22 protein-coding genes and 2 pseudogenes are annotated in these 19396 nt (G+C 60.6%); 21 read left to right on the top strand and 3 right to left on the bottom strand.

Annotated elements, in window-relative coordinates; translation table 11 throughout:
* Positions 1–20 precede the first annotated feature (20 nt).
* From U5798_RS23105 to U5798_RS23065, 9 genes and pseudogenes are all read left to right on the top strand, one after another.
* A complete protein-coding gene (locus U5798_RS23105; RefSeq protein WP_124570586.1) occupies positions 21–1058 on the top strand; it encodes a porin in 1038 nt (345 codons plus the stop codon).
* A 154-nt stretch (positions 1059–1212) separates the two neighbouring features.
* Positions 1213–1671, top strand: a complete 459-nt coding sequence (locus U5798_RS23100; protein WP_124570587.1) for a hypothetical protein — start codon at positions 1213–1215, stop codon at positions 1669–1671.
* Positions 1672–1951: 280 nt separating this feature from the next.
* Positions 1952–2203 carry a helix-turn-helix transcriptional regulator gene (locus U5798_RS23095; protein WP_081052594.1) on the top strand — a complete coding sequence of 84 codons (252 nt, stop codon included), beginning with the start codon at positions 1952–1954 and terminating at the stop codon, positions 2201–2203.
* Between the two features lie 755 nt (positions 2204–2958).
* Positions 2959–3801, top strand: a complete 843-nt coding sequence (locus tag U5798_RS23090; protein WP_185640838.1) for a ParA family protein — start codon at positions 2959–2961, stop codon at positions 3799–3801.
* On the top strand, positions 3794–4342 hold the full coding sequence (locus U5798_RS23085) for a hypothetical protein (RefSeq protein WP_322083289.1): 549 nt from the start codon (positions 3794–3796) through the stop codon (positions 4340–4342). The genes U5798_RS23090 and U5798_RS23085 overlap by 8 nt, the downstream gene beginning before the upstream one ends.
* Positions 4339–5010 (top strand): lytic transglycosylase domain-containing protein, encoded by a 672-nt coding sequence (locus tag U5798_RS23080; RefSeq protein ID WP_322083288.1) that lies wholly within the window; start codon positions 4339–4341, stop codon positions 5008–5010. Before U5798_RS23085 ends, U5798_RS23080 begins: the two co-directional genes overlap by 4 nt.
* Positions 5011–5058: 48 nt before the next feature.
* On the top strand, positions 5059–5400 hold the full coding sequence (locus U5798_RS23075) for a TrbC/VirB2 family protein (protein ID WP_322083287.1): 342 nt from the start codon (positions 5059–5061) through the stop codon (positions 5398–5400).
* An 18-nt stretch (positions 5401–5418) separates the two neighbouring features.
* The gene (locus U5798_RS23070; protein ID WP_107313261.1) at positions 5419–5739 is read left to right on the top strand and encodes a type IV secretion system protein VirB3; all 321 of its coding nucleotides are present in this window, start codon (positions 5419–5421) and stop codon (positions 5737–5739) included.
* A gap of 1 nt (position 5740) precedes the next feature.
* Positions 5741–6889, top strand: a pseudogene (locus U5798_RS23065) (VirB4 family type IV secretion/conjugal transfer ATPase); the annotation flags it as partial.
* A 249-nt stretch (positions 6890–7138) separates the two neighbouring features.
* On the opposite strand, the gene U5798_RS37145 reads toward U5798_RS23065, so the two are convergent.
* Positions 7139–7903 carry a hypothetical protein gene (locus U5798_RS37145; RefSeq protein WP_415859514.1) on the bottom strand — a complete coding sequence of 255 codons (765 nt, stop codon included), beginning with the start codon at positions 7901–7903 and terminating at the stop codon, positions 7139–7141.
* A gap of 302 nt (positions 7904–8205) precedes the next feature.
* On the opposite strand from U5798_RS37145, the gene U5798_RS23055 reads away from it, so the two are divergent.
* The 12 genes and pseudogenes from U5798_RS23055 (at position 8206) to U5798_RS23000 (ending at position 16129) form a co-directional block, all read left to right on the top strand.
* Positions 8206–9366, top strand: coding sequence for a type IV secretion system protein (locus U5798_RS23055; protein ID WP_322083286.1), 1161 nt, complete (start codon positions 8206–8208; stop codon positions 9364–9366).
* Positions 9367–9391: 25 nt separating this feature from the next.
* Positions 9392–10087 (top strand): P-type DNA transfer protein VirB5, encoded by a 696-nt coding sequence (gene virB5 / locus U5798_RS23050; RefSeq protein ID WP_322083285.1) that lies wholly within the window; start codon positions 9392–9394, stop codon positions 10085–10087.
* A 209-nt stretch (positions 10088–10296) separates the two neighbouring features.
* Positions 10297–10968 carry a type IV secretion system protein gene (locus U5798_RS23045; protein WP_322083284.1) on the top strand — a complete coding sequence of 224 codons (672 nt, stop codon included), beginning with the start codon at positions 10297–10299 and terminating at the stop codon, positions 10966–10968.
* Positions 10911–11318, top strand: a pseudogene (locus tag U5798_RS23040) (LPD7 domain-containing protein); the annotation flags it as partial. The gene U5798_RS23045 and the pseudogene U5798_RS23040, both read left to right, overlap by 58 nt.
* A 104-nt stretch (positions 11319–11422) precedes the next feature.
* Complete coding sequence (locus U5798_RS23035) at positions 11423–12319, top strand: hypothetical protein (protein ID WP_322083283.1); 897 nt, start codon at positions 11423–11425, stop codon at positions 12317–12319.
* A gap of 539 nt (positions 12320–12858) precedes the next feature.
* Positions 12859–13104 (top strand): AbrB/MazE/SpoVT family DNA-binding domain-containing protein, encoded by a 246-nt coding sequence (locus U5798_RS23030; protein ID WP_322083282.1) that lies wholly within the window; start codon positions 12859–12861, stop codon positions 13102–13104.
* Positions 13101–13499 (top strand): type II toxin-antitoxin system VapC family toxin, encoded by a 399-nt coding sequence (locus U5798_RS23025; protein WP_322083281.1) that lies wholly within the window; start codon positions 13101–13103, stop codon positions 13497–13499. The genes U5798_RS23030 and U5798_RS23025 overlap by 4 nt, the downstream gene beginning before the upstream one ends.
* Before the next feature lie 37 nt (positions 13500–13536).
* Entirely contained in the window at positions 13537–13716 is a 180-nt protein-coding gene (locus U5798_RS23020) for a hypothetical protein (RefSeq protein ID WP_129517840.1), read from the top strand.
* A 10-nt stretch (positions 13717–13726) separates the two neighbouring features.
* The gene (locus U5798_RS23015) at positions 13727–13990 is read left to right on the top strand and encodes a hypothetical protein (RefSeq protein ID WP_322083280.1); all 264 of its coding nucleotides are present in this window, start codon (positions 13727–13729) and stop codon (positions 13988–13990) included.
* A gap of 575 nt (positions 13991–14565) precedes the next feature.
* Positions 14566–14967 (top strand): DUF6283 family protein, encoded by a 402-nt coding sequence (locus U5798_RS23010; RefSeq protein ID WP_322083279.1) that lies wholly within the window; start codon positions 14566–14568, stop codon positions 14965–14967.
* 503 nt (positions 14968–15470) lie between these two features.
* A complete protein-coding gene (locus U5798_RS23005) occupies positions 15471–15698 on the top strand; it encodes a CopG family transcriptional regulator (RefSeq protein ID WP_185658303.1) in 228 nt (75 codons plus the stop codon).
* On the top strand, positions 15698–16129 hold the full coding sequence (locus U5798_RS23000) for a TA system VapC family ribonuclease toxin (RefSeq protein WP_322083278.1): 432 nt from the start codon (positions 15698–15700) through the stop codon (positions 16127–16129). The genes U5798_RS23005 and U5798_RS23000 overlap by 1 nt, the downstream gene beginning before the upstream one ends.
* Positions 16130–16530: 401 nt before the next feature.
* Here the strand turns inward: U5798_RS23000 and asnB are convergent, their stop codons facing one another.
* Positions 16531–18303, bottom strand: coding sequence for an asparagine synthase (glutamine-hydrolyzing) (asnB, locus tag U5798_RS22995; RefSeq protein ID WP_322083277.1), 1773 nt, complete (start codon positions 18301–18303; stop codon positions 16531–16533).
* 183 nt (positions 18304–18486) lie between these two features.
* Positions 18487–19395 (bottom strand): LysR family transcriptional regulator, encoded by a 909-nt coding sequence (locus U5798_RS22990; protein WP_124457016.1) that lies wholly within the window; start codon positions 19393–19395, stop codon positions 18487–18489.
* Between the last annotated feature and the right edge of the window lies 1 nt (position 19396).

Raw genomic sequence — 19396 nt, 5'->3', positions numbered from 1 at the left:
ACAAAGACGAAGGAGACATCATGCAGATAAGAACATTTCGGGGAAGCGTGGCTAAGTTGGCTGTAACGTTGGGCGTGTGCACCGGTGCCGGGATCGCACATGCGCAATCATCGGTCTCGCTGTATGGGCTAGCGGACGCATTCATTGGCGAAGTGCATCCTGCTGGTGCAGCCGGCAACGCGTGGCAAGTCGGCTCTGGCGGGATGACGACTTCGTATTGGGGGATGTCCGGTACGGAGGATCTGGGCGGGGGGATGAAGGCCGTCTTCACGCTCGAGAGCTTTTATCGTATCAACGGCGGTCAGGCCGGTTCGTTTCCCGGACAGTCATTTTTTGGGCGAAATGCCTTCGTTGGTCTGAGCGGTCATTTCGGAGCGTTGACGCTGGGGCGCAATACCGCGCCACTGTTCGTGTCGACGCTGCTGTTCAATCCGTTCGGCAATTCGTTCGTCTTCTCGCCGATTGTCGTCCATAGTTTCCTTGGCTCGGCCATGGGTGCTGCGTCGCTCCAGAGCGACACGGCGATCGACAATTCGCTCCTTTATCAGACTCCCGAGGTTGCCGGTCTGTCCGGAAGCCTGCTGTACAGCAACGCTGGCGTTGCCGGCCATGCCGGGCAGGCCAACTACAGCGCGAACGTCTTGTATTTCGGTGGCCCGTTTTCGGCGACGGCCGCCGTGCAGAGTCTGCACACGGCATCGTTGTTTCTGAACGGCGCCACTACGCAGACTGCATGGATGGTCGGTGGCGCGTATCGGTTGAGTGTGGTCAAGCTGTTCGCCCAGTACGAGCGCGTGGACAACAACAATCGCGTCACGGACGATACGGTGCAGCTCGGGGCAAGCGTTCGGATAGGGTTAGGAAGCGTACTGATGTCGTGGGCGGGAACGCGGCGGCGACCGTCGGTCGGAGATCATCTCCGTTGGTCGACGCTCGCGCTCGGCTACGACTACCCGTTGTCGAAGCGGACCGATGTGTATGCAGCTTGGCGTTATGACACGATCACAGGTGTGTCGACTGGCAATAGTGTAGGCGCCGGAATGCGGGTCAAGTTCTAAGTTGCGCCGCTTCGTTGCAGCAGAACGCGGCCGGGCCGGTATCCGACTTCGGCTGCGTTGCGCACGCATCGATTCGACAGAGCACGGTGCGCTCTGCCTCGACGTGAGGCTCGCGGTATCATGTCCCAACATCATCACGAACACTTCATGGCTCATGGTTTTGCCGATAGTCCGACGCGCGGGACGCAAGCCGCTTACCAAAGGCGACCTTCTACCGTTGCCGACCGCGAAGGTCCGAGCGCTGTCCCTCGAAAATCATATGGCACTGGCCGCTGTAAGGGCTGGTCACGGGGGAGAAGAGCAAATTAGTTGTCTGCTACGGGTCGTCTATCTCGCATTCTATATGCGCAACGAGACGGGAGCGGGGGCGGATTTGAACCTGTACCGGCAAGCCGAGGCCGCTTTGGAGGCCTGCATTGCACGTGCGGAGCAGGGCGCTGCCTGGTTGTTGCTCGATCGCGAGCAGTCCACGATCGAGCAGATGTTAGTCGTCCATGACGAGCAGTTGGCGGCGGTATCGATGCACAGGTACTGCACCGCATGGGAAGACCTTCAACGATTCATGACCGGACAGATCCGGTCACCCATTCCGACGTCGGGCGCGGCGCCGTGAAGCCAAACAGCTTACCGTAAGCGCATCCTGAGATCATCCTTTCAGCCTCCGCGTGACCAATACCACATCGGTCACTGTGGAAAGGTCGTATCGAAACGCGATGGCGTTGCCAGGCTTCGATGCGACGGATCACGAGCATGTCGCGTGCAATCTCTGGAGAGACACCATTTTTAACCGACGGAATGTCCCGTCGGTACGACGGGTTTGGTATCTGATCATCCTTGCTGCTTGAATGCCTTTCAGTTCCGGCCATGTTCGTGCCGGATATGGAGGGCTAATCATGTCTTGGAATGATGATGGAACGCGAACGATCTTGCGCCGCCGACAAGTCGAGCGGTGCACGGGCCTATCGAGATCGACAATCTATAAGCGCATGCGAGACGGAACGTTTCCGCCTGCCATTCCGCTTGGTGGACGAATGGTAGGGTGGCGGGCGACCGATATCGAACAATTCCTGGCCGATCCGTCGCGATATCGAGCATCCCAGGCGCACGAGACGGAAGACAGGGGAGATGGCGGTGAAGCACGATGAGCAATCGCCGTCACTCGATGAGCGTCTTCGCAATTGGGGGCAGTCGAATCGCGGCGCGTACGATCCCGGCGATGCCGAACGTGTAACCCGGGCGTGGCGAACGCTGCAGCCACGACATCGGGAGGTTCTGCGGATGGTCTACCTCTGGCATGCGAGTCGGGAGGTCGTGTGTCGACGACTGAAGATTGTTCGCCATCCAGGTCATCTGTTCGATTTCGAACTCCGTGCTGCGCGGTCCGCGCTTGCCCGCGCCCTTGAGGAAGGCAAGTTCACACAGTAGCGTTCGCGGAATGAATGTTCGGCGAGTTCAGTTGCATAGGCGCTCATGCAGAGCGAAGCGCAGGCGCATCGCGATGGTGAGTCGTGGACAAGATCACGTTCTTGCCGAACAAAAAATAAATATAGGAACAGCAAGGAATATTGCGGCGCGACTGGGAACGAAATGCGTTCTGTTGGCGAGCGTCGGCGCTTGAATCGCCGTGACGGCTGACCTACAGTGAAGCCAACAATCTGATCCGGTCAACGTGCGTAGCACGACCGAGTACGCGTTAGCGGCCCCGATGCATCGATGTCTGTGAAAGGTGTGCCGTAGCACACATGAGAAAGCCTGCGATTGGTTCGCAATCGCAGGCTTTTTGTTTGCTGGTTGGGTTTCAAGATTCCCCGTTGAACCCGCGGTGGTCTTTGTGACGCCGCGGGTTCTCTTTTTCATGGACGGCCGTCGACGCTCGGAGCTCATCCGAGGAAAGACGGTCATGAAATCGCTTCTAGTGGCTTCGGCTCATGGTGGTACAGGCAGAACGACGTTCGTGTGTCAGTTCGCCCATTATCTTCGTCTGGTACGTGGATACCGGGTGTTGGTGCTTGATCTGGCCGAGCCGGCATGCAGTGCCATTTCGCTCACACGCGGCACCTGCGCGCGCATGACGAAGTGCCCGTCATCCAATGTTCGGCGCGATCGACTATCTGACACGGCCAGACCGTACATTGGGGTGCTCGCCGCAGCCACCATCGCCGGCATTGCGTATCGGGACGATCCGGTCGGCGCGCGTTGTTACGCCAACTTGCGACACTTGTTGTCCCAGGTCGACGCATTGTTCGACATCTGTCTGATCGATAGTTCACCGTGGCCTGATTTGCGTGCCGTATGCGCGGCAGCGCTCGCGGATGCGCTGATCAGTCCAGTTACGTTGTCACCAGACGCGCTGGAGCCGATCGTTGATTTTGTCAACGGCGACAAGGGCGTGCGCGATGTACGCGCGCGCCTCAATCCGTCGCTCTGCTTTATCGGCATCGTGCCCAACTGCATCGAGCCGACCTCGCAGCAGACTCGGCGTGGTTGGTTCGAGGTGCCCATGGGCGCATGGCTGGTTCCGCATGATCAAAGTCCAACAGGCCACCTGTTGCTGCCTCGGCTCGACGTCATTCCGCGGGCGCAGGCATGTGGGATATCGGTAGCGGAACTTGTCCAGGGCGATGTGAATGTTCATCGCGAATGGATGGCCATGAGCGCGTGTTTCGATGTGATCGCTCGACGACTCGATGCCATACGCGAGGCCCCGTTGCAGTCGGAATGGAGCGAGGCGTGTCATGTGTAAGTTCACGTCGATTCCGAATATACGTCGAACTGCGCGGTTCGGTGTGGTTTCGCTTGCCGTCGTGCTTGGCACGTTCATGGCGTGGCCCGATGTGACGCGTGCGGACGATTGGGGCTGTCAGGTGATGTTGTGTCTGTCTAATCCGGGTGGCCCGGAGCAGTACGCGGAATGCGAACCACCAATCGAAAGATTATGGGACGCGCTGCGACACGGTGATCCGTTTCCAACTTGCGATTTCGCTACAGGTGGCGCGCGAGGCGGATTGGCGACCAACACGTTCGCCGACGCCAGCTATTGCCGAGAACCCATGTTGTACTGGGCTGGGTCGGAGCAGAGCGAACGTATGTGCCAGGCAATTGGTGCAATCAACGCCAAGGCCGACTATCAACTCGATGATCGTGTCTGGCGGCGTGTCGGAAACCAGAGACCGACGGTCGCGAAATTCTATGGCGCTGGCAGCGCACCGTCGACCTATGACCTTGCAAATTCGACAGCGGATCACCTGCAGCTGGTCAATCGACTTGGTTGGAGGAATCGATGATGCCGATCGATTTCTTGTCCATCGCGCAACGCTGTGCGCCGCAGATCGATCCGACCACGATGGCGGCGATCGTGCGGACCGAATCTGGATTCAATCCCTACGCGATTGGCGTCGTACACGGTCGGTTGCGTCGACAGCCATTGAGTGCCGCCGAAGCGGTCGCGACAGCACGTGCGTTGGAGGAGACCGGCTGGAACTTCAGCGTCGGACTCGCGCAGGTGAATCGGGAGAATTGGCCGGCCTACGGCATGACCCCCGAGAACGCGTTTGAGCCGTGCCGCAACTTGGCGGCCGGTGCGGCGATCCTCCACCGTTGTTTTAGCGCGGCGGCGAAGGCCAGCGAGTTCCGTGTACTGACCGATCATCAATCTGATGTCCAAGCCGCGCTGCGTGCGGGCCTGTCCTGCTATGCGAGCGGTAATTTCTCGACCGGCTACCGGACGGGCTACGTACAGCATGTCGTTGAGAACGCCGCGACGCTGAAGTCTTCCGTACCGGAGATCGTGCCTATTCCGGTCTTACCGATCGGTTCTGTGCCGCCTATCCGTTCATCACGCTCTCGATCTTTGATTCAGCAGCCATCGCGACGGGATTACGACGGAGTGGATGCGGTGTCGCCCGCTGCGGATCCGGAGCGCGAACCGGACACGAATGCAGTGGTGTTCTAGCTCTTCATTTTAGGAATCAGGTGGTGATCAATCGACGCGGAGTCGGACATGTACTTAGGAATACGATTTAATAAATTGGTGATCGATGTGTGGATGGTGAGACTGCTATCCGGGCGAAGCACGGCTCGCGCAATCGCTCTGGCCGCTTCGTCCCTGATGTTCGTTGTTCCGGCATGGGCGCAACTCTCTCAGGTTAATGCGCTGCTGAACATGATCCAGACAACACTGTTGAGCGTCGGCGGCGTGATCTGTTCGATTTCCATTATCTGGGCGGGATTTCGAATGATGTTCCAGCACGCCCGGTTCGGTGATATCGCGAATGTGTTTATCGGCGGCCTGTTCGTCGGTTGCGCGACGGTCATCGCCGGCATGTTGATCCCGACGAGTTGATCCGGGCGGCGCCGAACCATGCACGCACTCAAAGATCCCGTCTTCAAAGGCTGCACCCGTCCCGCGATGCTGTGGGGGGTGCCGCTGGTTCCGTTCCTGATGATCGGGGGCGGCATGCTGATTCCGGCCATCTGGGCACTGCTGGCCAGTCCGCTGCTGGGCGTCGCGATCCTCTTTCTGATGATTCCCGGGTTCGTCGCGATGCGGTGGATCACACGCCATGACGACCAGCGGCTCGCGCAGCACGGGCGACGCGTTCGTATGGCGCTGTGCCAGCGCAATCGCCGCTTCTGGGGCGTGCATGCCTATGTGCCGGTGCGCCTGAAGAGGAGGGCGTGAGATGGCGGGAAAGATGCCGATCGTGTCCGTCGCGAACCGGGAAGTACCGCTTGCCGGCTATATCCCGTACTCGACACATGTGACCGACCACATTATTAAGACGCGCGAAGGCGACTACGTGCAAATCTGGAAGATCGCCGGCATCGCCTTTGAGGCGGCGGATCCCGCCGACATCCTCGCGCGGCATGACGGGTTCAACCAGTTCGTGCGTGGACTCGCGGGCGGCCATGTGTCGCTGTGGTCGCATCGTTTGCGTCGGCGGGTGTCGGACCAGTTTTCGAGCCAGTACCGCAATCGCTTTTGCGAGGAGCTGGCGACACGCTACTACGGGAGCTTTTCGGGCTACCGGATGATGGCCAACGAGTTGTATCTGACGGTGGTCTACCGGCCAAACCGCACGCGACTGGGACGTGTCTTCAGCCGTGCGGCACGCCGCACGCGCGACGATATCCGACGCGATCAGATCGACGCATTGAAGGTCATGACGGAGCTCGCCGCTCAGGTTGAATCCAGCCTCAAACCGTACGAGCCGATTGCGCTTGGCGTTTATCGCCGGCCCAGCCCCGTCGGGAGGACCTCGCGTCGCTATTCGTCAGCGCTGGAACTGCTCGGCTATCTGATCAACGGGGTCTGGGAGCGTGAGCCTGTGCCCACCGGCTCGATTCGCGAGGCACTGCCGATTTCGCGGCTGTTTGTCGGTGCCGAGAAAGTCGAGATTCGTATGCCGACGAAAACGCGCTTCGCGGCGATGCTCGACCTCAAGGATTATCCGGAAGACACCGAACCAGGCATGCTCAATGGCTTGCTGTACGGCGACTTCGAGTATATCGAGACGCAGAGCTTTACGATCCTGGACAAACCCACAGGGAAGGAAGCGCTGGAGCGGCAGCGCAATCAGCTCATCGCCGGCGAAGATGTCGCTGTGTCCCAGGTCGAAGCGATCGACCAGGCGCTCGATGAGCTGATTAACGGGAATTTCGTTCTCGGCGAGTACCACTATTCGCTGGCGGTGCTCGGTGACACGCTGGACGAAGTGTCACGAAGCATCGCCAAAGCCCGTACGCAACTGGCCGATGCCGGCTTCCAGACGGCACTGATCGACCTGGTGGCTGATGCGGCGTGGTTCGCGCAACTGCCGGCCAACTGGCGCTACCGGCCGCGCGAGGCAAAGCTCACGTCGCGCAATTTTTGTGGCCTGGCGAGTCTGCACAACTTCGCGACCGGCAAACGTGACGGTAATCCGTGGGGCGAGGCAATCACGATCGTCAAGACGCCGAGCGGCCAGCCACTCTATCTGAACTTCCACGCGACACCCGACAAGCAGGACTCGTTCGACGAGAAGGCGCTTGCCAACACCCAGATCATCGGCCGAGCCGGCGCGGGCAAGACGGTGCTCGAGCTATTCCTGCTGGCCATGGCGACCAAGTATGGCATCACAGCCGTGCTGTTTGACAAGGACCGCGGCACGGAGATCGCGATTCGTGCGATGGGTGGGACCTATACGGTATTCCGCCGCGGTGATCGTGTCGAGCAATTCCACGTTGTCGGTCGTGCCAGAGAGCACATCGAGCACATCGCCGAGCCCGGCGAGATCGAGCCGGCCGATCGCGGAGCGATGGCCTTGCTTGACGAGGAACAGGCGGCTGCTCTCGCCCAGGTTGCGCACGATATTGAATTCCGCTTCGGTCAGCTTGAAGCCATGCACGTAATCGTCGTAGTCGGCACGCGGATTCGGCAGGAAGAAGAATGTCGCGCTCTGCTCGATCAGCGCACTCGCGATGTCACTACGCAACACATCGGCCGGCGACTGAGTGTCGAAAATCCCAAGCCCGTTTTGTTTGCGGATCGTCTTCTGCTTGTTTTTGGCAAAATCGGTAAAGACCGGATCGCTGAGCCGCTTCCAGAATTCGGTCATCACGTAAATGAAGCGTCGACCATCAATCAAGTGCTCGGTCCGATGCAGCAGGTACATCGTGACGGGCGTCGACACCTCGGTATCGTCCAGCAGCTCGGTATCGTCGAAACCAAACAGGTCCGCGTGCGCCAGATCGATGCGATCGGCCGGATTGTCCAACACCCAACCCAGACGCCCGCCCGCACACCATTTCGACAGTCGCGCGTGCAAGCTGTTTTCACCGACGTTCGGCAAAAGCTGCCGTACCATCGACAGGCGGCGCAGCGGTTTATCCATACGCGCGACCTCGCGAACAGCACGCGAGATGTCGAGTTCGTCCTTCGCCGACAGCGGCGCACCAATGTCGACAAGTTTGCGCACAAGGCGCTCCCAAAAGTCGATCACCAGTTCATCCGGCGCCATCTGGAACGGATTCAGCCCAGTTGGTTCCGCGCTCAGGTCGGCGACGCACCGCACGATTGGCTACCCGTATTCCATGACGAGCTCGCGAAGCGCCGCGCGGCGCAGGTCGGAGCGCGACCGTCTTCAAAGCCAGGTCCGGGAGGTGCGTGATGAGCGGCCTCTTTACCGCCGTGGGTGGCACCCTTGAAAACGGCATGTCGAGCTACGTGACGAATGTGTCGTCGGCGCTTTCCGGGGCACTCGTGCCCGTTGCGACCACGGCCGTGACGATCTGGGTGCTGGCCTATGGTCTCGCGGTGGTACGCGGCGAGGCCCACGAGGCCGTGCCTGCCTTTGCCTGGCGAGGGTTGAAAATGGCGATCACGCTGGCGTTCGCGCTGAGCGCCGGGATCTACCAGCAGCACGTCGTCGGTGCGGTCAACGGTGCAACGGCGGGGCTGGCCCAGACAATCCAGAATGCGGCGAACACGACGGGTGGGGGTAATCCGGGATGCGGTTCGACCAATGGCAGTAGCGTAACAGGACAGGCTGCTGCGACCAGCATTTATGAGACGCTCGACTGCTACGACCAGCAGGTTGACCTCGTGATGGACGCCTACTTCAACAAAGCGACGCACGAGGGGATCAGCCCGAGCGGTCTGGCCGCCGCGATGGGGGATTTCCTCTGCGGCCTGATTGCCGCGCTCGGTGGCTCGATCTTTTTGATTGTCCTGGCCTTCGAGGTGGTGATGGCGAGGATGCTGCTCGAACTCGTGCTCGGACTGGGCCCGATCTTCATCGCGTGCGGGTCATTTGCGCCGACCGCGCGGTTTTTCGAAGCGTGGACCGCGAAGCTTGCCAATTACGCGTTGCTGCAGGTCCTTGTCGCAGCGTTCCTCGGTATGGCGCTCACAGCGTTCTCGGCCGAGCTCACCTCGCTCCATGCGACGAGCAGTTCACCCGGTGCCGACTCGTCAGCCCTGATGCAAGCGATTTCCGCCTCCCTTGACGATGCCGCTCCGGCCGCCGCCGCGATTGGCATGTTTGCGACCGGCTTGTTCCTCGCGATGGTCGGTTGGCAGTTGCCATCTGTTGCGGCTGGCCTGTCTGGTGGCGCAACCCTATCGGGTTTTGGGGCGTTTGCGGCTGGCATGGCATCACGAAGTCTCGTCACGGCGATTGGACGGGCGTTCAGCCGTAACGGACAAGGACCGCGCTCCGGAGGTGAGATTCGCGACCGGACCGGTTCGGGTGGCGGATCGAGTGGTGGATCGGGCGGCGGCGCAGCGCCGGCTTACCAGCGCGTTGCGCGCGCGAATCTGGGCCAGTAGAGCAGCTGAAAGGGAGGTGACGACCATGAACGGACGAAGCAGATGGTTGCGTGCCGTATGCATGTGGGCGGCGTGGTGCGCCGGCGCTCACGCGCAAGGGATCCCAGTCTATGACGCGCAGAACGTGGTGCAGGCCATTGCGACTGTCGGTCAGCTCAAGCAGCAGGTGCAGCAGGAAATCCAGATCTACCAGTCGACGGTCGGTACACGCGGCTTCGGTGCGCTGCTGAGCAATCCGATCGTCGCCAACTCGTTGCCATCGAACTGGCAGGGCGTCTATACCGCCATCCAGAACGGTGGTTACGCGGGCCTGACCGGCAGCGCGCAGGTGTTGCGCTCGGCCAGTCAGATTTACAACTGCGAGGATCAGACCGGAATCGATCGACAGCTGTGCCAGCGCGCGCTCAACAAGCCCTACCAGGATAAGGCGTTTGGCCTGCAGGCATACAAGACCGAGTTGCAGGAGCTGAACCAGATCCAGAGCTTGGCGCAACAGATCAATGCGACGCAGGATCCGAAGGGCGTGGCCGAGTTACAGGCGCGCATTCAGACGGAATCGACAGCGGTCGGCAACGAGATGACGAAGCTGCAACTCTTCCGGATGCTGGCCGAGACCGAGGACAAGCTCGTGGCCGAACAGCGGAGCGAACTGGTATTGAGCCGAGCTGGCAAGACCAACCGGCCGCAGGATCGTATGGTGCCTCTGTCATTCGGAAACTGAGGTGACGCCATGTTCAAGCTGAGCTCACTGACGTTGGCCGGGTGCCTCGCCTGGAGTCTGGCCGCTTGCAGCAGCGGGCCACCGAAACCCGTGTTGCCGGACGGTTTGCATCGCGTGCCGATCAACCGCGTGCTGCCCGTCCCGGACTGGCCAATGGCGGTGCCCACCGCTCCGAACCAGCCGGCATCGTCGGATGTTGGAGACCGATCATGAACGCGTCGCACGATTATGGCCGCGTGCTCGACATCGAGGCGTCGCTGACTGACCTCCAGGAGCGCTCTGAACGACGTGCGTGGTATGTCGCGTATGCGGCGGTCGGTGTTGCGGTGTTTTGTGCCATTGCGCTTGCGGTGATGGTGCCGTTCTATCGCGTGGTCCCCTTGCCGATCGAGGTCGATCGTCTGACGGGCGAATCCCAGGTGATCGACGTGCTCGACGCGCGCCATGTGCACACAAAGGAAATCCAGGACAAGCACTGGGTCGAGAACTATGTGCGAGCCCGCGAGCGCTACGACTGGGGACTGCTGCAGATGGACTATGACAGCGTGCTCGCGATGAGCGATGACGCCGTCGCCCGCGATTATCGCGGTATTTACAGCGGTCCGGACGCACTGGACCAGCAGTTAGGAGCGAGTATCGAACGGCGCGTCCGGATTCTTTCGATCACGCTGCCACCCGACGAACCGGGCCATGCGGTCGTGCATGTCGAGCGCACGTCGTTCAAGAACGGCGAGGCTCATGCCGAGCCTGCGCAGCGTTTCGTGATCACGCTGGCTTATACCTACCGACCGCCGGTGTTCACACGCGAGAGCGTGGCGATCGCCAACCGCCTGAACGAGTACGCAAGCGCTACCTGCGTACCGGCAACCAGTATTTCCTGAAGGACGCGCCGTATCAGCTGGCATTTGAAGATCTGGGGCCGTATCTCGTTACCGAGCACAACCGCCCGGACGTAGTCGAGTCCATGATCGACATGGCGCATGCGAAGTCGTGGCGGCGCATTCGAGTGTCCGGGCACGAGGTATTTCGCGGCGAGGCGTGGCTGCAAGGCACGCTGCTCGGCATCGAGGTGAGCGGCTACGAGCCAAAAGCGGCTGATCTGGCGCGTCTGGCGGATGCACGGCAGGCGCGGTTGGACAATCGCATCGAGGTGGCGGCACACGTCGGGTCACCTCCTGTCGCGAACGCACCGGGACGCTTGGATGATAGACCGATGGTTTCATCTACGCCTCGCGTCGACGCAAGAATCGCCGTCAACCGATCTCACGAGACGACGGTCTCTGGCTTGCCGATCTTACCGATCCGTTTCCGCTCGACCTTACCAAGGAAGCGGCCATGCCCATGCCGGAGAGCGGTGAGAGCGGGACCGTGCGCGAAGATAGTAATCTGCTGGCACCTTTACTGGGTCTGGTGGACGGCAAGATAGTGAAGGATTGGCTTCCCGTTACGGGACGTTGGTCGATCGGGCGAGACACAGGCGTCACGCTTCAAAGCGTTCTGGCGAATGCCATCGATGCGCGAGCGGTGGTCATGACGTTGTTCTCAGAGAAAGCATTTTTTAGATGGTTGCCCGACGATGAAGATGAAATTGTCCGGAATTTTGGCAGCGACGGTCATACGGTTCAGCCATGGGTCGCAAAGACACCGAACACAGAGCGCCAGCTCGATCGCCACGATCCCTATGGTACGTCCACCGCACTCGACAGGCCTTTCCCATTGGCTTGGACACGAGACCTGTTGGGGACAGTCGCAGGTGATGATGTGATACGCCACTGGTCTGTGGACGGGGTACAAGCATATCGCGCCGAAGCCTGGGGAGCTGAGGGCGGACGGGGTGAGTACGCATGGAGTGAAACCGGCTACCGGTTGCTCGTTACGCGCAGCGCATTGTTTTCGCTGCTGAAGCTGTCTGGGCGCAGTCTTGTCGTCGCGCTCAAGCTACAGAAATATCACAGGGGGAAGTCGAGCGGACGCAGTGGGGACACCAGCGCCTTTACGCATCGATCGCTGGTGGTCGTCATAAACGAACGCGGCGAGATTTGGTCACCGCGGCACCTCTCTCGACAAGCCAAAGACGCGGTTGCGACGCTCGATCCCGATCGACGGCGTGATTTTTATCCGCGGTTCCGCGCGATCGCCGGCCTGCCGGACGAATGGCTATCTCGGCACAACGAGCTACCGAATTACGGAGAGTTATATAGAATATTCATCAAACGCCTATCGCCCGAATAGGGCAGTGGCGGGCTCACTCCTCAATCGAACCCGCTTGAGCAGGGCGGGTTTCCGCAGGTGGAAATCCAGCTTCGAGGTGCCGCCGCGAGGGAGCTTGTTTGCGCTGCTCGATCGACGCTTCCACCTTTTTGCGCCGGACTACAGTTGTGACGGTATCGAGGACCGCGTTCGAACAAGCCTGACGGTATCAGCGACGGTATCGCGCTAACGAATCGTCCGGAGACACCGGTGTCTGTGATTTTTGAAACAAGAGCGGGCTTGGGTTCTCCGGTGCTGTTCGACGAAAGCTGTTAAGTGCTGGGCGGGATTTTCGGTATCGCTGACGGTATCGACGCCGCATGACTGCGCGGAAACGCCGCTCCCACAAGGCTCCAGCCACTGGATTGACAATCGAGTGGGATGTATTCGGCGATAGTCCGGACAATTTGCTCGGGATTGTGTCGTTGGAACTCGATGTTCTCGTGGCGGCGCGATGCGTCCGTAGCTCCCTTGCTTTTCGACTCTCCTTACCATAAAGTAAGGAATAAGGGGGTATCGTTATGACTACGGCAACCATCACGTCAAAGGGTCAGGTCACAATTCCGGTAGACGTAAGAAATCAACTTGGCCTGGAGGCCGGTGACCGGATCGAATTCAGCTTCAACGAGGCGACAGGCCGGTATGAGGTCTATCCAGCAACGCGCGCGCTCGTAGCGCTCAAGGGCGTTGTGAAGAAGCCTGCGAAACCGGTGTCGATTGATGACATGAATCGGGCCATCGCTGAGCAGGGGGCGTCGGCGCGATGATCGGACTGGATACAAACGTGCTGGTCCGCTACTTCGCGCAAGACGACGAGGTTCAGTCGATGAAGGCGACGCTGCTGATGGAGTCCCTGTCGGCCGAGAGGCCGGGGTACGTTTCGCAGGTTGCATTGGTCGAGGTCGTGTGGGTACTCGGGCGCTGCTACGGTGTCGAACGAGAGCAGATGAAGGACATCATCGACTCGATGATCGGCACCAAAGAACTGATTATCGAAAGTGCTGACACGGTACGAAAGGCACTTCGCGTTTTCGCGGCATCCGCAAAGGCGGATTTCGCTGACTGCCTGATCGAGCGTTCTGGGCATGTAGCGGAGTGCGAGTACACGGCTACTTTCGACGTGATGGCCTCCAAGGTTGCAGGGATGCAGTTGATCAAGTAATCGTGGCGCCGGCCGATCCACTGAAAAAGGAAGTGATATGTTCACAAGAGCCAAAGCGGAACTTAAGGAGCTCCTGACGCTCGTGGCGGAAATCGAACGCTACGACGCGACGCTGGCGGCAAAGCGCGACATCATTCCGACCGAGGAGTCGCGACAAGAGCGACGTCGCAAAGAGATGCGAAAACTCGAACTGCTCGACAAGTACGAACTGGCCTAAGGACACGGAAATGATGGAACAGCTTTACAGCATCGACGTCTCGACGGCCGGCGATACCGTGTGGGTGACGGGGCACGATGGATCATGTGTCGGGCGATTCAGCAAGCGTTTTGGCGTAGACGTACATCGGACCATAACCGAGCAGTTGGCCGGCGCGGACCAGTGCCTGCATTGCACACACGAGGCGGCTGGAACAGAGGAATGGCGTGCCTTGCGTGACGCAGTCCTGATGCATCATGGGATTGACGTGCCGGTTGACACAATCCGGTTTTGAGCGAGGAAATACTATGTACTTAGGATAACTCTCGATCCGTTGCCCGTATTGTGGCCGCCCTGCATTGTGCAATGCGAGCAAAGGCATGTGGTGTGGACACTGCAAGAATGGCACAGTGCGATAGGAGGGCGAGCGGTGATTTTCGCGTGCGCGAAACTAGGAAAAGACATGTCGAACGACCGTAGCCGACCGGGCCACGAGGCGGAAGCGCAGGCTCGCGAATTGGTTCGGGTGAAGTGCCCACGCGCGGCGTCGGCGTACGTCGTCGATGGTGCGATCGTTTATGACGAAGCCACTGGAACAATACTTGGCCATGCCTGCGCTGGGGATTGGGCTGTGGAAGCCGCGTGGCAAGACGCGGCTTCGAAGGGGCCGTGTGTCGAGTGAGGCAAGCCTGCTGCCGATGCAGATGTAGATGTGCGCTTATGGTGGTGTACATAGACTCGCTCACGCTGCTTTCCGTGTGGTCCGCGAGCGTAACGGTGTCGCGGTATGGCCCCGCCGGCATTTCTGGGTGCAAGAGGTTGGATTTCCGGAGTCAGTGCCCGCTGGGGGGAAAGAGCAAGATTTGAATTATGAAAACACCTGGAAAACCTTGTGCATCGTGTCCGTGGCGTCGTGCTGCGGGGGCGGCAGATATTCCAAACTTCGATCTCGACCTAGCCGAAAAACTGGCTGATACATGCCCTGATCACCGGGGCATGGGTCCAGATTTTGGAGCCAGTATGTTTGCGTGTCATCAATCCCGGCAAGGGGAGGAGTTCGCATGTGCCGGATGGTTGGCTAAAGTCGGACACCGCCATCCCGCCGTGCGTCTTGCAGTGACTTCTGGTCGGCTTGATCCAGCGGCACTGGAGCTTGGTGTGGACTGGCCGGAACTGCATGATAGCTATCGGGAAGTGCTGGACAAGCTGCGGGAGACGTCGAATTTCGAAGACGAGGCCAAAAGAGATGGGGCGGCAGACAAAGCCGGGTGATCCGAAGTCAACGGATACTCAGCATGGCTGCCTTGCGGGATCGCCTCACTCCTCGTCAGCGGATCCATGTTGAGGGCGCCGTTGCCGGTTAGTGGGGCCGGCGGCAGGTAGTGTGGTTGGGGATGGCATTGAGGTGGCGAGCGTGCCGGATTCTGCGTGGGAACCTGTTGACCTCTAGGTGCGGCTTCGTCGCTCCCGCTTTTTAGTGTCTATTTAGTGTCTGGGCGAGCTGACGCGAGTTTCGTTTTAAGGGGGCGGAACGGAAAGCCTTACGGGCATTGGCTGGCAGCACAGCCACGATCCAAAGCTAAATGAATTGTGATACGCGGCCGTGCGCATTAATCGTTCGGGTCGCCAAACCCGGCGCCTGTTGTCTCAGGCGCAAGACCGGTATAGCGCCCGGCAGCAGCGTTTACAACGCGTTTGGTGCGTGATGTTTGATGTTTGATGTGCTCGCGGTATAATGACGATGCTTGATGTTTGATGCTCACAAGGAGGGCAAGATGCGCACCACTCTCGATATCGACGACGATGTCCTTGCATTCGCACGGGAGCGTGCAAAGCCTGGCACGAGTATCGGGAAGGTCATTTCCGATCTGGCTCGTGCCGCCCTGCAGCGGCCGACGACGAACCAGTCGAGCCGGAACGGCTTGCCGCTGATGCCGGTTTCCGCGACCTCTCGACCGGTCACCCTTGACACCGTAAATCAACTTCGCGACGACTCGCTTTGATGGCCTACCTTCTCGACGTCAACGTGCTCATTGCTTTGCTCGACCCTGCGCACGTTCAGCACGAACCCGCGCATGCATGGTTTGGCCGGGTAGGCCATTCCGCGTGGGCGACATGCCCGCTCACCGAGAACGGCGTGCTTCGAATTATTGGCAATCCGAAATACCCGAACACGATGGGATCTCCGGCATCCGTTGCGCCGCTTGTTGCACAACTGCGGTCTCATGCCGGGCACACGTTCTGGTCGGACGATGTGAGCCTGCTCGACGAAAAGCACGTCGACCCCACGCGCTTGCTGTCATCTGCTCAGCTGACCGACACTTACCTCCTCGCGCTCGCTCGCGCATACAAAGGCAAGTTGGCGACTTTCGACAGGCGCTTGGTTGTCGACGCCGTGCCGAATGGAGCGAAGCATCTTGAACTGATTTCTTGATCCTCGATCGGGAGCACCGTCGCAGCGATGCTTGAACTGGTTCGTTCGGACTTCCCGACTCGTTCCCTCCCGAGTGGGCGCCACTGTCGCTGGCCCAGTTTGTCGCGCATCCCAATTCACGGCATTCCGACGCCAATCAGCGACACCTTGGTGCCGTGAGTGACGGCCTCGGCTGGTTGGACGGCCGTTGTCCCGCCCACCGACGAAATCTCGAGACGCAATGCCATCATTGCGGGCGGGAAACACCCTACATAGTCAACGCGAGTCTTGTGGGATCGCCGTATCGTTGTGCGCAATGCGGCGAGCGCCACCTCGAAGCCTACCGATTCGCAAGCACTGGTCTGGTTCGATGCAAAGATCGAGACGCTCCTTCTCGGGCCCTACGCAAGACCAGGCTCGCCTCATGGCATGCTCACGCCGTGAGCCCGCGACCAGTGCGCCAGCGAGCAAGCCCGAAACATTACCGCCCGCTCGTGCTCGTTCAGCGGCGACGGATCGGCGCAGCGGCGCTGCAGCCGCGGTACGTCGAGCAAGCCGGCGATGCGGTCGGCGTCCGTAGCCAGTATTTCGCGCGTATGCTGGCGCAATGATTCGCCGTTGCCTTGATCCTTGGGTAAGGCCGACTTCCTGCGCAGGCGCACGGCTTCCGGCAACGCGCCGCGCGCCGCTTCGCGCAACATGGCCTTTTCGACGCCATCACGTAGCGCCAGCTCGGCCGGAATAGTGGCAGCCAGGTCCAGGACTTCGGTATCGCTGAAGGGTACGCGCGCTTCCAGTCCATGCGCCATGCCATGGATATCGCCGTTATGCAACAGCCGCTGCAACCAACGATGGCGCACCAGCCATTGCGTGGCGCGCAAACGTGAGGCGGGCGTATGCCAATCGTGTCCGGCTACGATCGCCAGTTGGCGATAGGCCTCGCCGTAGTGCTGCAACGGTTGCTCCAGCAAGCCGGGCCGCAGATAGGGATCGGCGGTCAAGCGTTGAAGGATATGGGTCGGATCACGGGTGGCGTGCGGGTCGAGCAGAAAGTGATAACCGTAGTGCGTTTCATCGGCGGCATCGCCCACCAATACCGCCTTGACGCGCGTGCTGGCGGCTCGCGCCAGGTAATGTTGCGCCAGCTCCTGTTCCCACGCGGGCAGTGCATCGTTTTGCGTGGCCAATTGCAGCAGATCCTGGGCGAGTGCGGAGCGCGTCGGTGCGACGTCTTCACGTGGCAGGCCCAACTCGTTTGCGGCCTGCTCGGCGAAAGGTTGGTCATCGGAAGCCACGATCAGCGAACGCGCGTAGTCGTAGCGATGGTGATCTTCAAAGCGAATGGTGAAGCAGCGCGGTGTCGCACCTGCCGCTCGCGCCAGGCCGCCGATCAGCGTGGAGTCGAGGCCGCCGCTGAAAAACAGGCCGACCGGTGTATCGGCGATCAAGCTACGCTGGACAGCCGCGGCCAGCCGCTCGCGCAGCGCGTGGGCGACATCGGCCGCCCTGGCAACCGGGTTTTCGGCAATCTCAGGCGCCCAGCGCGATAGCTGCAAGCCATCGCGATCCACGCGTAGCAGATGCCCAGGCGGCAGGTAGGCCATGCCATCGAACATGGGTTGCGCCACGCCGCTGAAGAACGGCGCCACCAGGTATTCCAGCACGGCGTCGATATTCGCACGCGGCGCTTGCATCGCAGGCAACAGTCCCTTGGCCTCCGAGGCAAACAGGAATTCCGCCCCCTGTTGCAGGTAAACGAACGGCTTGACGCCCAGCCGGTCGCGCGCGGCAAAGGCTCGTTGACGATGGGTGTCCCACACCAGGAACGCGAACATGCCGTTGAAGCGCTGAAGACACACTTCGCCCCATACCGCATACGCGGCGAGCACCACCTCGGTGTCGGTGTTCGTGCGGAACGACCAGTGCGCGCTCAGTTCGCGGCGAAGCTCCGCGTAGTTGTAGATCTCGCCGTTGTAGACCAGCACGTAACGATGGTCGGCACTGCACATCGGCTGCGCGCCATGCCCGGCGTCGAGCAGAGCCAGACGGGCGTGAGCAAGCACGGCGTGCTGGTCATGCCATAAGCCCCGGCCATCCGGCCCACGATGCCGTTGTCGCTCGCGCATGGCGAGCACCCGCTCGACCTGTGCCGGCGCCTGGCCGTCATGGCGAATCAGCCCAGCCAAGCCGCACATCAGACGGTCACGCCCGGTTGAACGGGGGCGAGCAACAGCGTGGCCCACTGTTGTTGCAGGGCGAAGTGAAATTTTTGCTTCGCGAACGTGACAAGTTTACTGTTGTCGACGGCCGGCGACACCTGAAAAAAACGCATTTTGTTAAGACCTCTTAGTCCGGCTTCGCGTCGCGCGCAGGAGCCGTTAGCGGAACGCCCGCATCTGCCCCGTCATCATCTGCAGCATCTTGTTGGCGGCCACCGAGAGCTTGCGCCCGGCGCGAGTGACCATGTGCGCCTCGGCGTTCTCGAGGATCGGATGCGCGATCTCGAGCGCGAACAGATCCTTGGCCTGCAGTTCGGCCGCCACCGCGAAGGCCGGCATCACCGCGATGCCGAGTCCCGATTTCACGAACTCCTTCAGGATCGCGAACGAATTGGTGGTGATGATCGGCGCGAGCCGTACGCGCTCGGCGTATTCCACGGCCTCCATCATCTGTCGCGTGCCGTAGGACGGGTGAGTGGCCGCCAGCGGGTAGGTGGAGAGCTGCTGCACTGTCAGCACCTTGTGGCTGCGGCGAGGGAAGTCGGGGCCGACGATTGCCATCATCGGCTGCCGCTTCGAGGCGCGCGACACCAGCTTGGGCTCGGCGGGCGGATTGTAGACCAGGCCGATCTCGCCCTCGTCGTTCGAGATTTTGCGGATCACGTCGTTGGTGCTCCCCACGTCGAGGTTGACGCGGATCCCGGGGAACTGCCGGCAGAACTGCTGCATTGGCCCGGCCAATAGATCCGACACGAAGCCCTCGCCGAGCACCAGGCTGACCTGGCCTGTCTTGAGCCCGCGCAGCTCCTGCAAACGCGAGATCAGGTCGTCGCGGTGCGCGAGCTGCTCGCGGAAATACTCGATCACGCAGCGTCCCGCCTCGGTGGGCGTCACGCCGCGCGCGTGGCGCTCCATCAGCGTGGCGTCGAGCTCCTTCTCCAGCAGGCCGATCTGGCGGCTCACGGCCGACGGCGCCACGTCGAGCCAGTCGGCCGCGGCGCGGATCGTGCCGCAGCGCACGGCCTCGTAGAAATAGACGATCCGGCTGTCGGTCAGGGTATCGCTCATG

Origin of the sequence: Burkholderia sp. BCC1972 (genome assembly GCF_905339605.1) — a bacterium.
Classification (GTDB): Bacteria; Pseudomonadota; Gammaproteobacteria; order Burkholderiales; family Burkholderiaceae; genus Burkholderia.
This window is presented reverse-complemented; position numbering and strand designations above follow the sequence as displayed.

Excerpts from the sequence above, each read along its gene's own strand:
- U5798_RS23100 (WP_124570587.1), top strand. The coding sequence starts at position 1,213 with ATGGTTTTGCCGATAGTCCGACGCGCGGGACGCAAGCCGCTTACCAAA.
- U5798_RS23000 (WP_322083278.1), top strand. The coding sequence starts at position 15,698 with ATGGCCTACCTTCTCGACGTCAACGTGCTCATTGCTTTGCTCGACCCT.
- asnB (WP_322083277.1), bottom strand. The coding sequence starts at position 18,303 with ATGTGCGGCTTGGCTGGGCTGATTCGCCATGACGGCCAGGCGCCGGCA.
- U5798_RS23045 (WP_322083284.1), top strand. The coding sequence starts at position 10,297 with ATGAACGCGTCGCACGATTATGGCCGCGTGCTCGACATCGAGGCGTCG.
- U5798_RS23105 (WP_124570586.1), top strand. The coding sequence starts at position 21 with ATGCAGATAAGAACATTTCGGGGAAGCGTGGCTAAGTTGGCTGTAACG.
- U5798_RS37145 (WP_415859514.1), bottom strand. The coding sequence starts at position 7,903 with ATGGTACGGCAGCTTTTGCCGAACGTCGGTGAAAACAGCTTGCACGCG.
- virB5 (WP_322083285.1), top strand. The coding sequence starts at position 9,392 with ATGAACGGACGAAGCAGATGGTTGCGTGCCGTATGCATGTGGGCGGCG.
- U5798_RS23095 (WP_081052594.1), top strand. The coding sequence starts at position 1,952 with ATGTCTTGGAATGATGATGGAACGCGAACGATCTTGCGCCGCCGACAA.
- U5798_RS23035 (WP_322083283.1), top strand. The coding sequence starts at position 11,423 with ATGCCCATGCCGGAGAGCGGTGAGAGCGGGACCGTGCGCGAAGATAGT.
- U5798_RS23080 (WP_322083288.1), top strand. The coding sequence starts at position 4,339 with ATGATGCCGATCGATTTCTTGTCCATCGCGCAACGCTGTGCGCCGCAG.
- U5798_RS23085 (WP_322083289.1), top strand. The coding sequence starts at position 3,794 with ATGTGTAAGTTCACGTCGATTCCGAATATACGTCGAACTGCGCGGTTC.
- U5798_RS23070 (WP_107313261.1), top strand. The coding sequence starts at position 5,419 with ATGCACGCACTCAAAGATCCCGTCTTCAAAGGCTGCACCCGTCCCGCG.
- U5798_RS23005 (WP_185658303.1), top strand. The coding sequence starts at position 15,471 with ATGCGCACCACTCTCGATATCGACGACGATGTCCTTGCATTCGCACGG.
- U5798_RS23030 (WP_322083282.1), top strand. The coding sequence starts at position 12,859 with ATGACTACGGCAACCATCACGTCAAAGGGTCAGGTCACAATTCCGGTA.
- U5798_RS23075 (WP_322083287.1), top strand. The coding sequence starts at position 5,059 with ATGTACTTAGGAATACGATTTAATAAATTGGTGATCGATGTGTGGATG.
- U5798_RS23015 (WP_322083280.1), top strand. The coding sequence starts at position 13,727 with ATGATGGAACAGCTTTACAGCATCGACGTCTCGACGGCCGGCGATACC.
- U5798_RS23055 (WP_322083286.1), top strand. The coding sequence starts at position 8,206 with ATGAGCGGCCTCTTTACCGCCGTGGGTGGCACCCTTGAAAACGGCATG.
- U5798_RS23010 (WP_322083279.1), top strand. The coding sequence starts at position 14,566 with ATGAAAACACCTGGAAAACCTTGTGCATCGTGTCCGTGGCGTCGTGCT.
- U5798_RS22990 (WP_124457016.1), bottom strand. The coding sequence starts at position 19,395 with ATGAGCGATACCCTGACCGACAGCCGGATCGTCTATTTCTACGAGGCC.
- U5798_RS23020 (WP_129517840.1), top strand. The coding sequence starts at position 13,537 with ATGTTCACAAGAGCCAAAGCGGAACTTAAGGAGCTCCTGACGCTCGTG.
- U5798_RS23025 (WP_322083281.1), top strand. The coding sequence starts at position 13,101 with ATGATCGGACTGGATACAAACGTGCTGGTCCGCTACTTCGCGCAAGAC.
- U5798_RS23090 (WP_185640838.1), top strand. The coding sequence starts at position 2,959 with ATGAAATCGCTTCTAGTGGCTTCGGCTCATGGTGGTACAGGCAGAACG.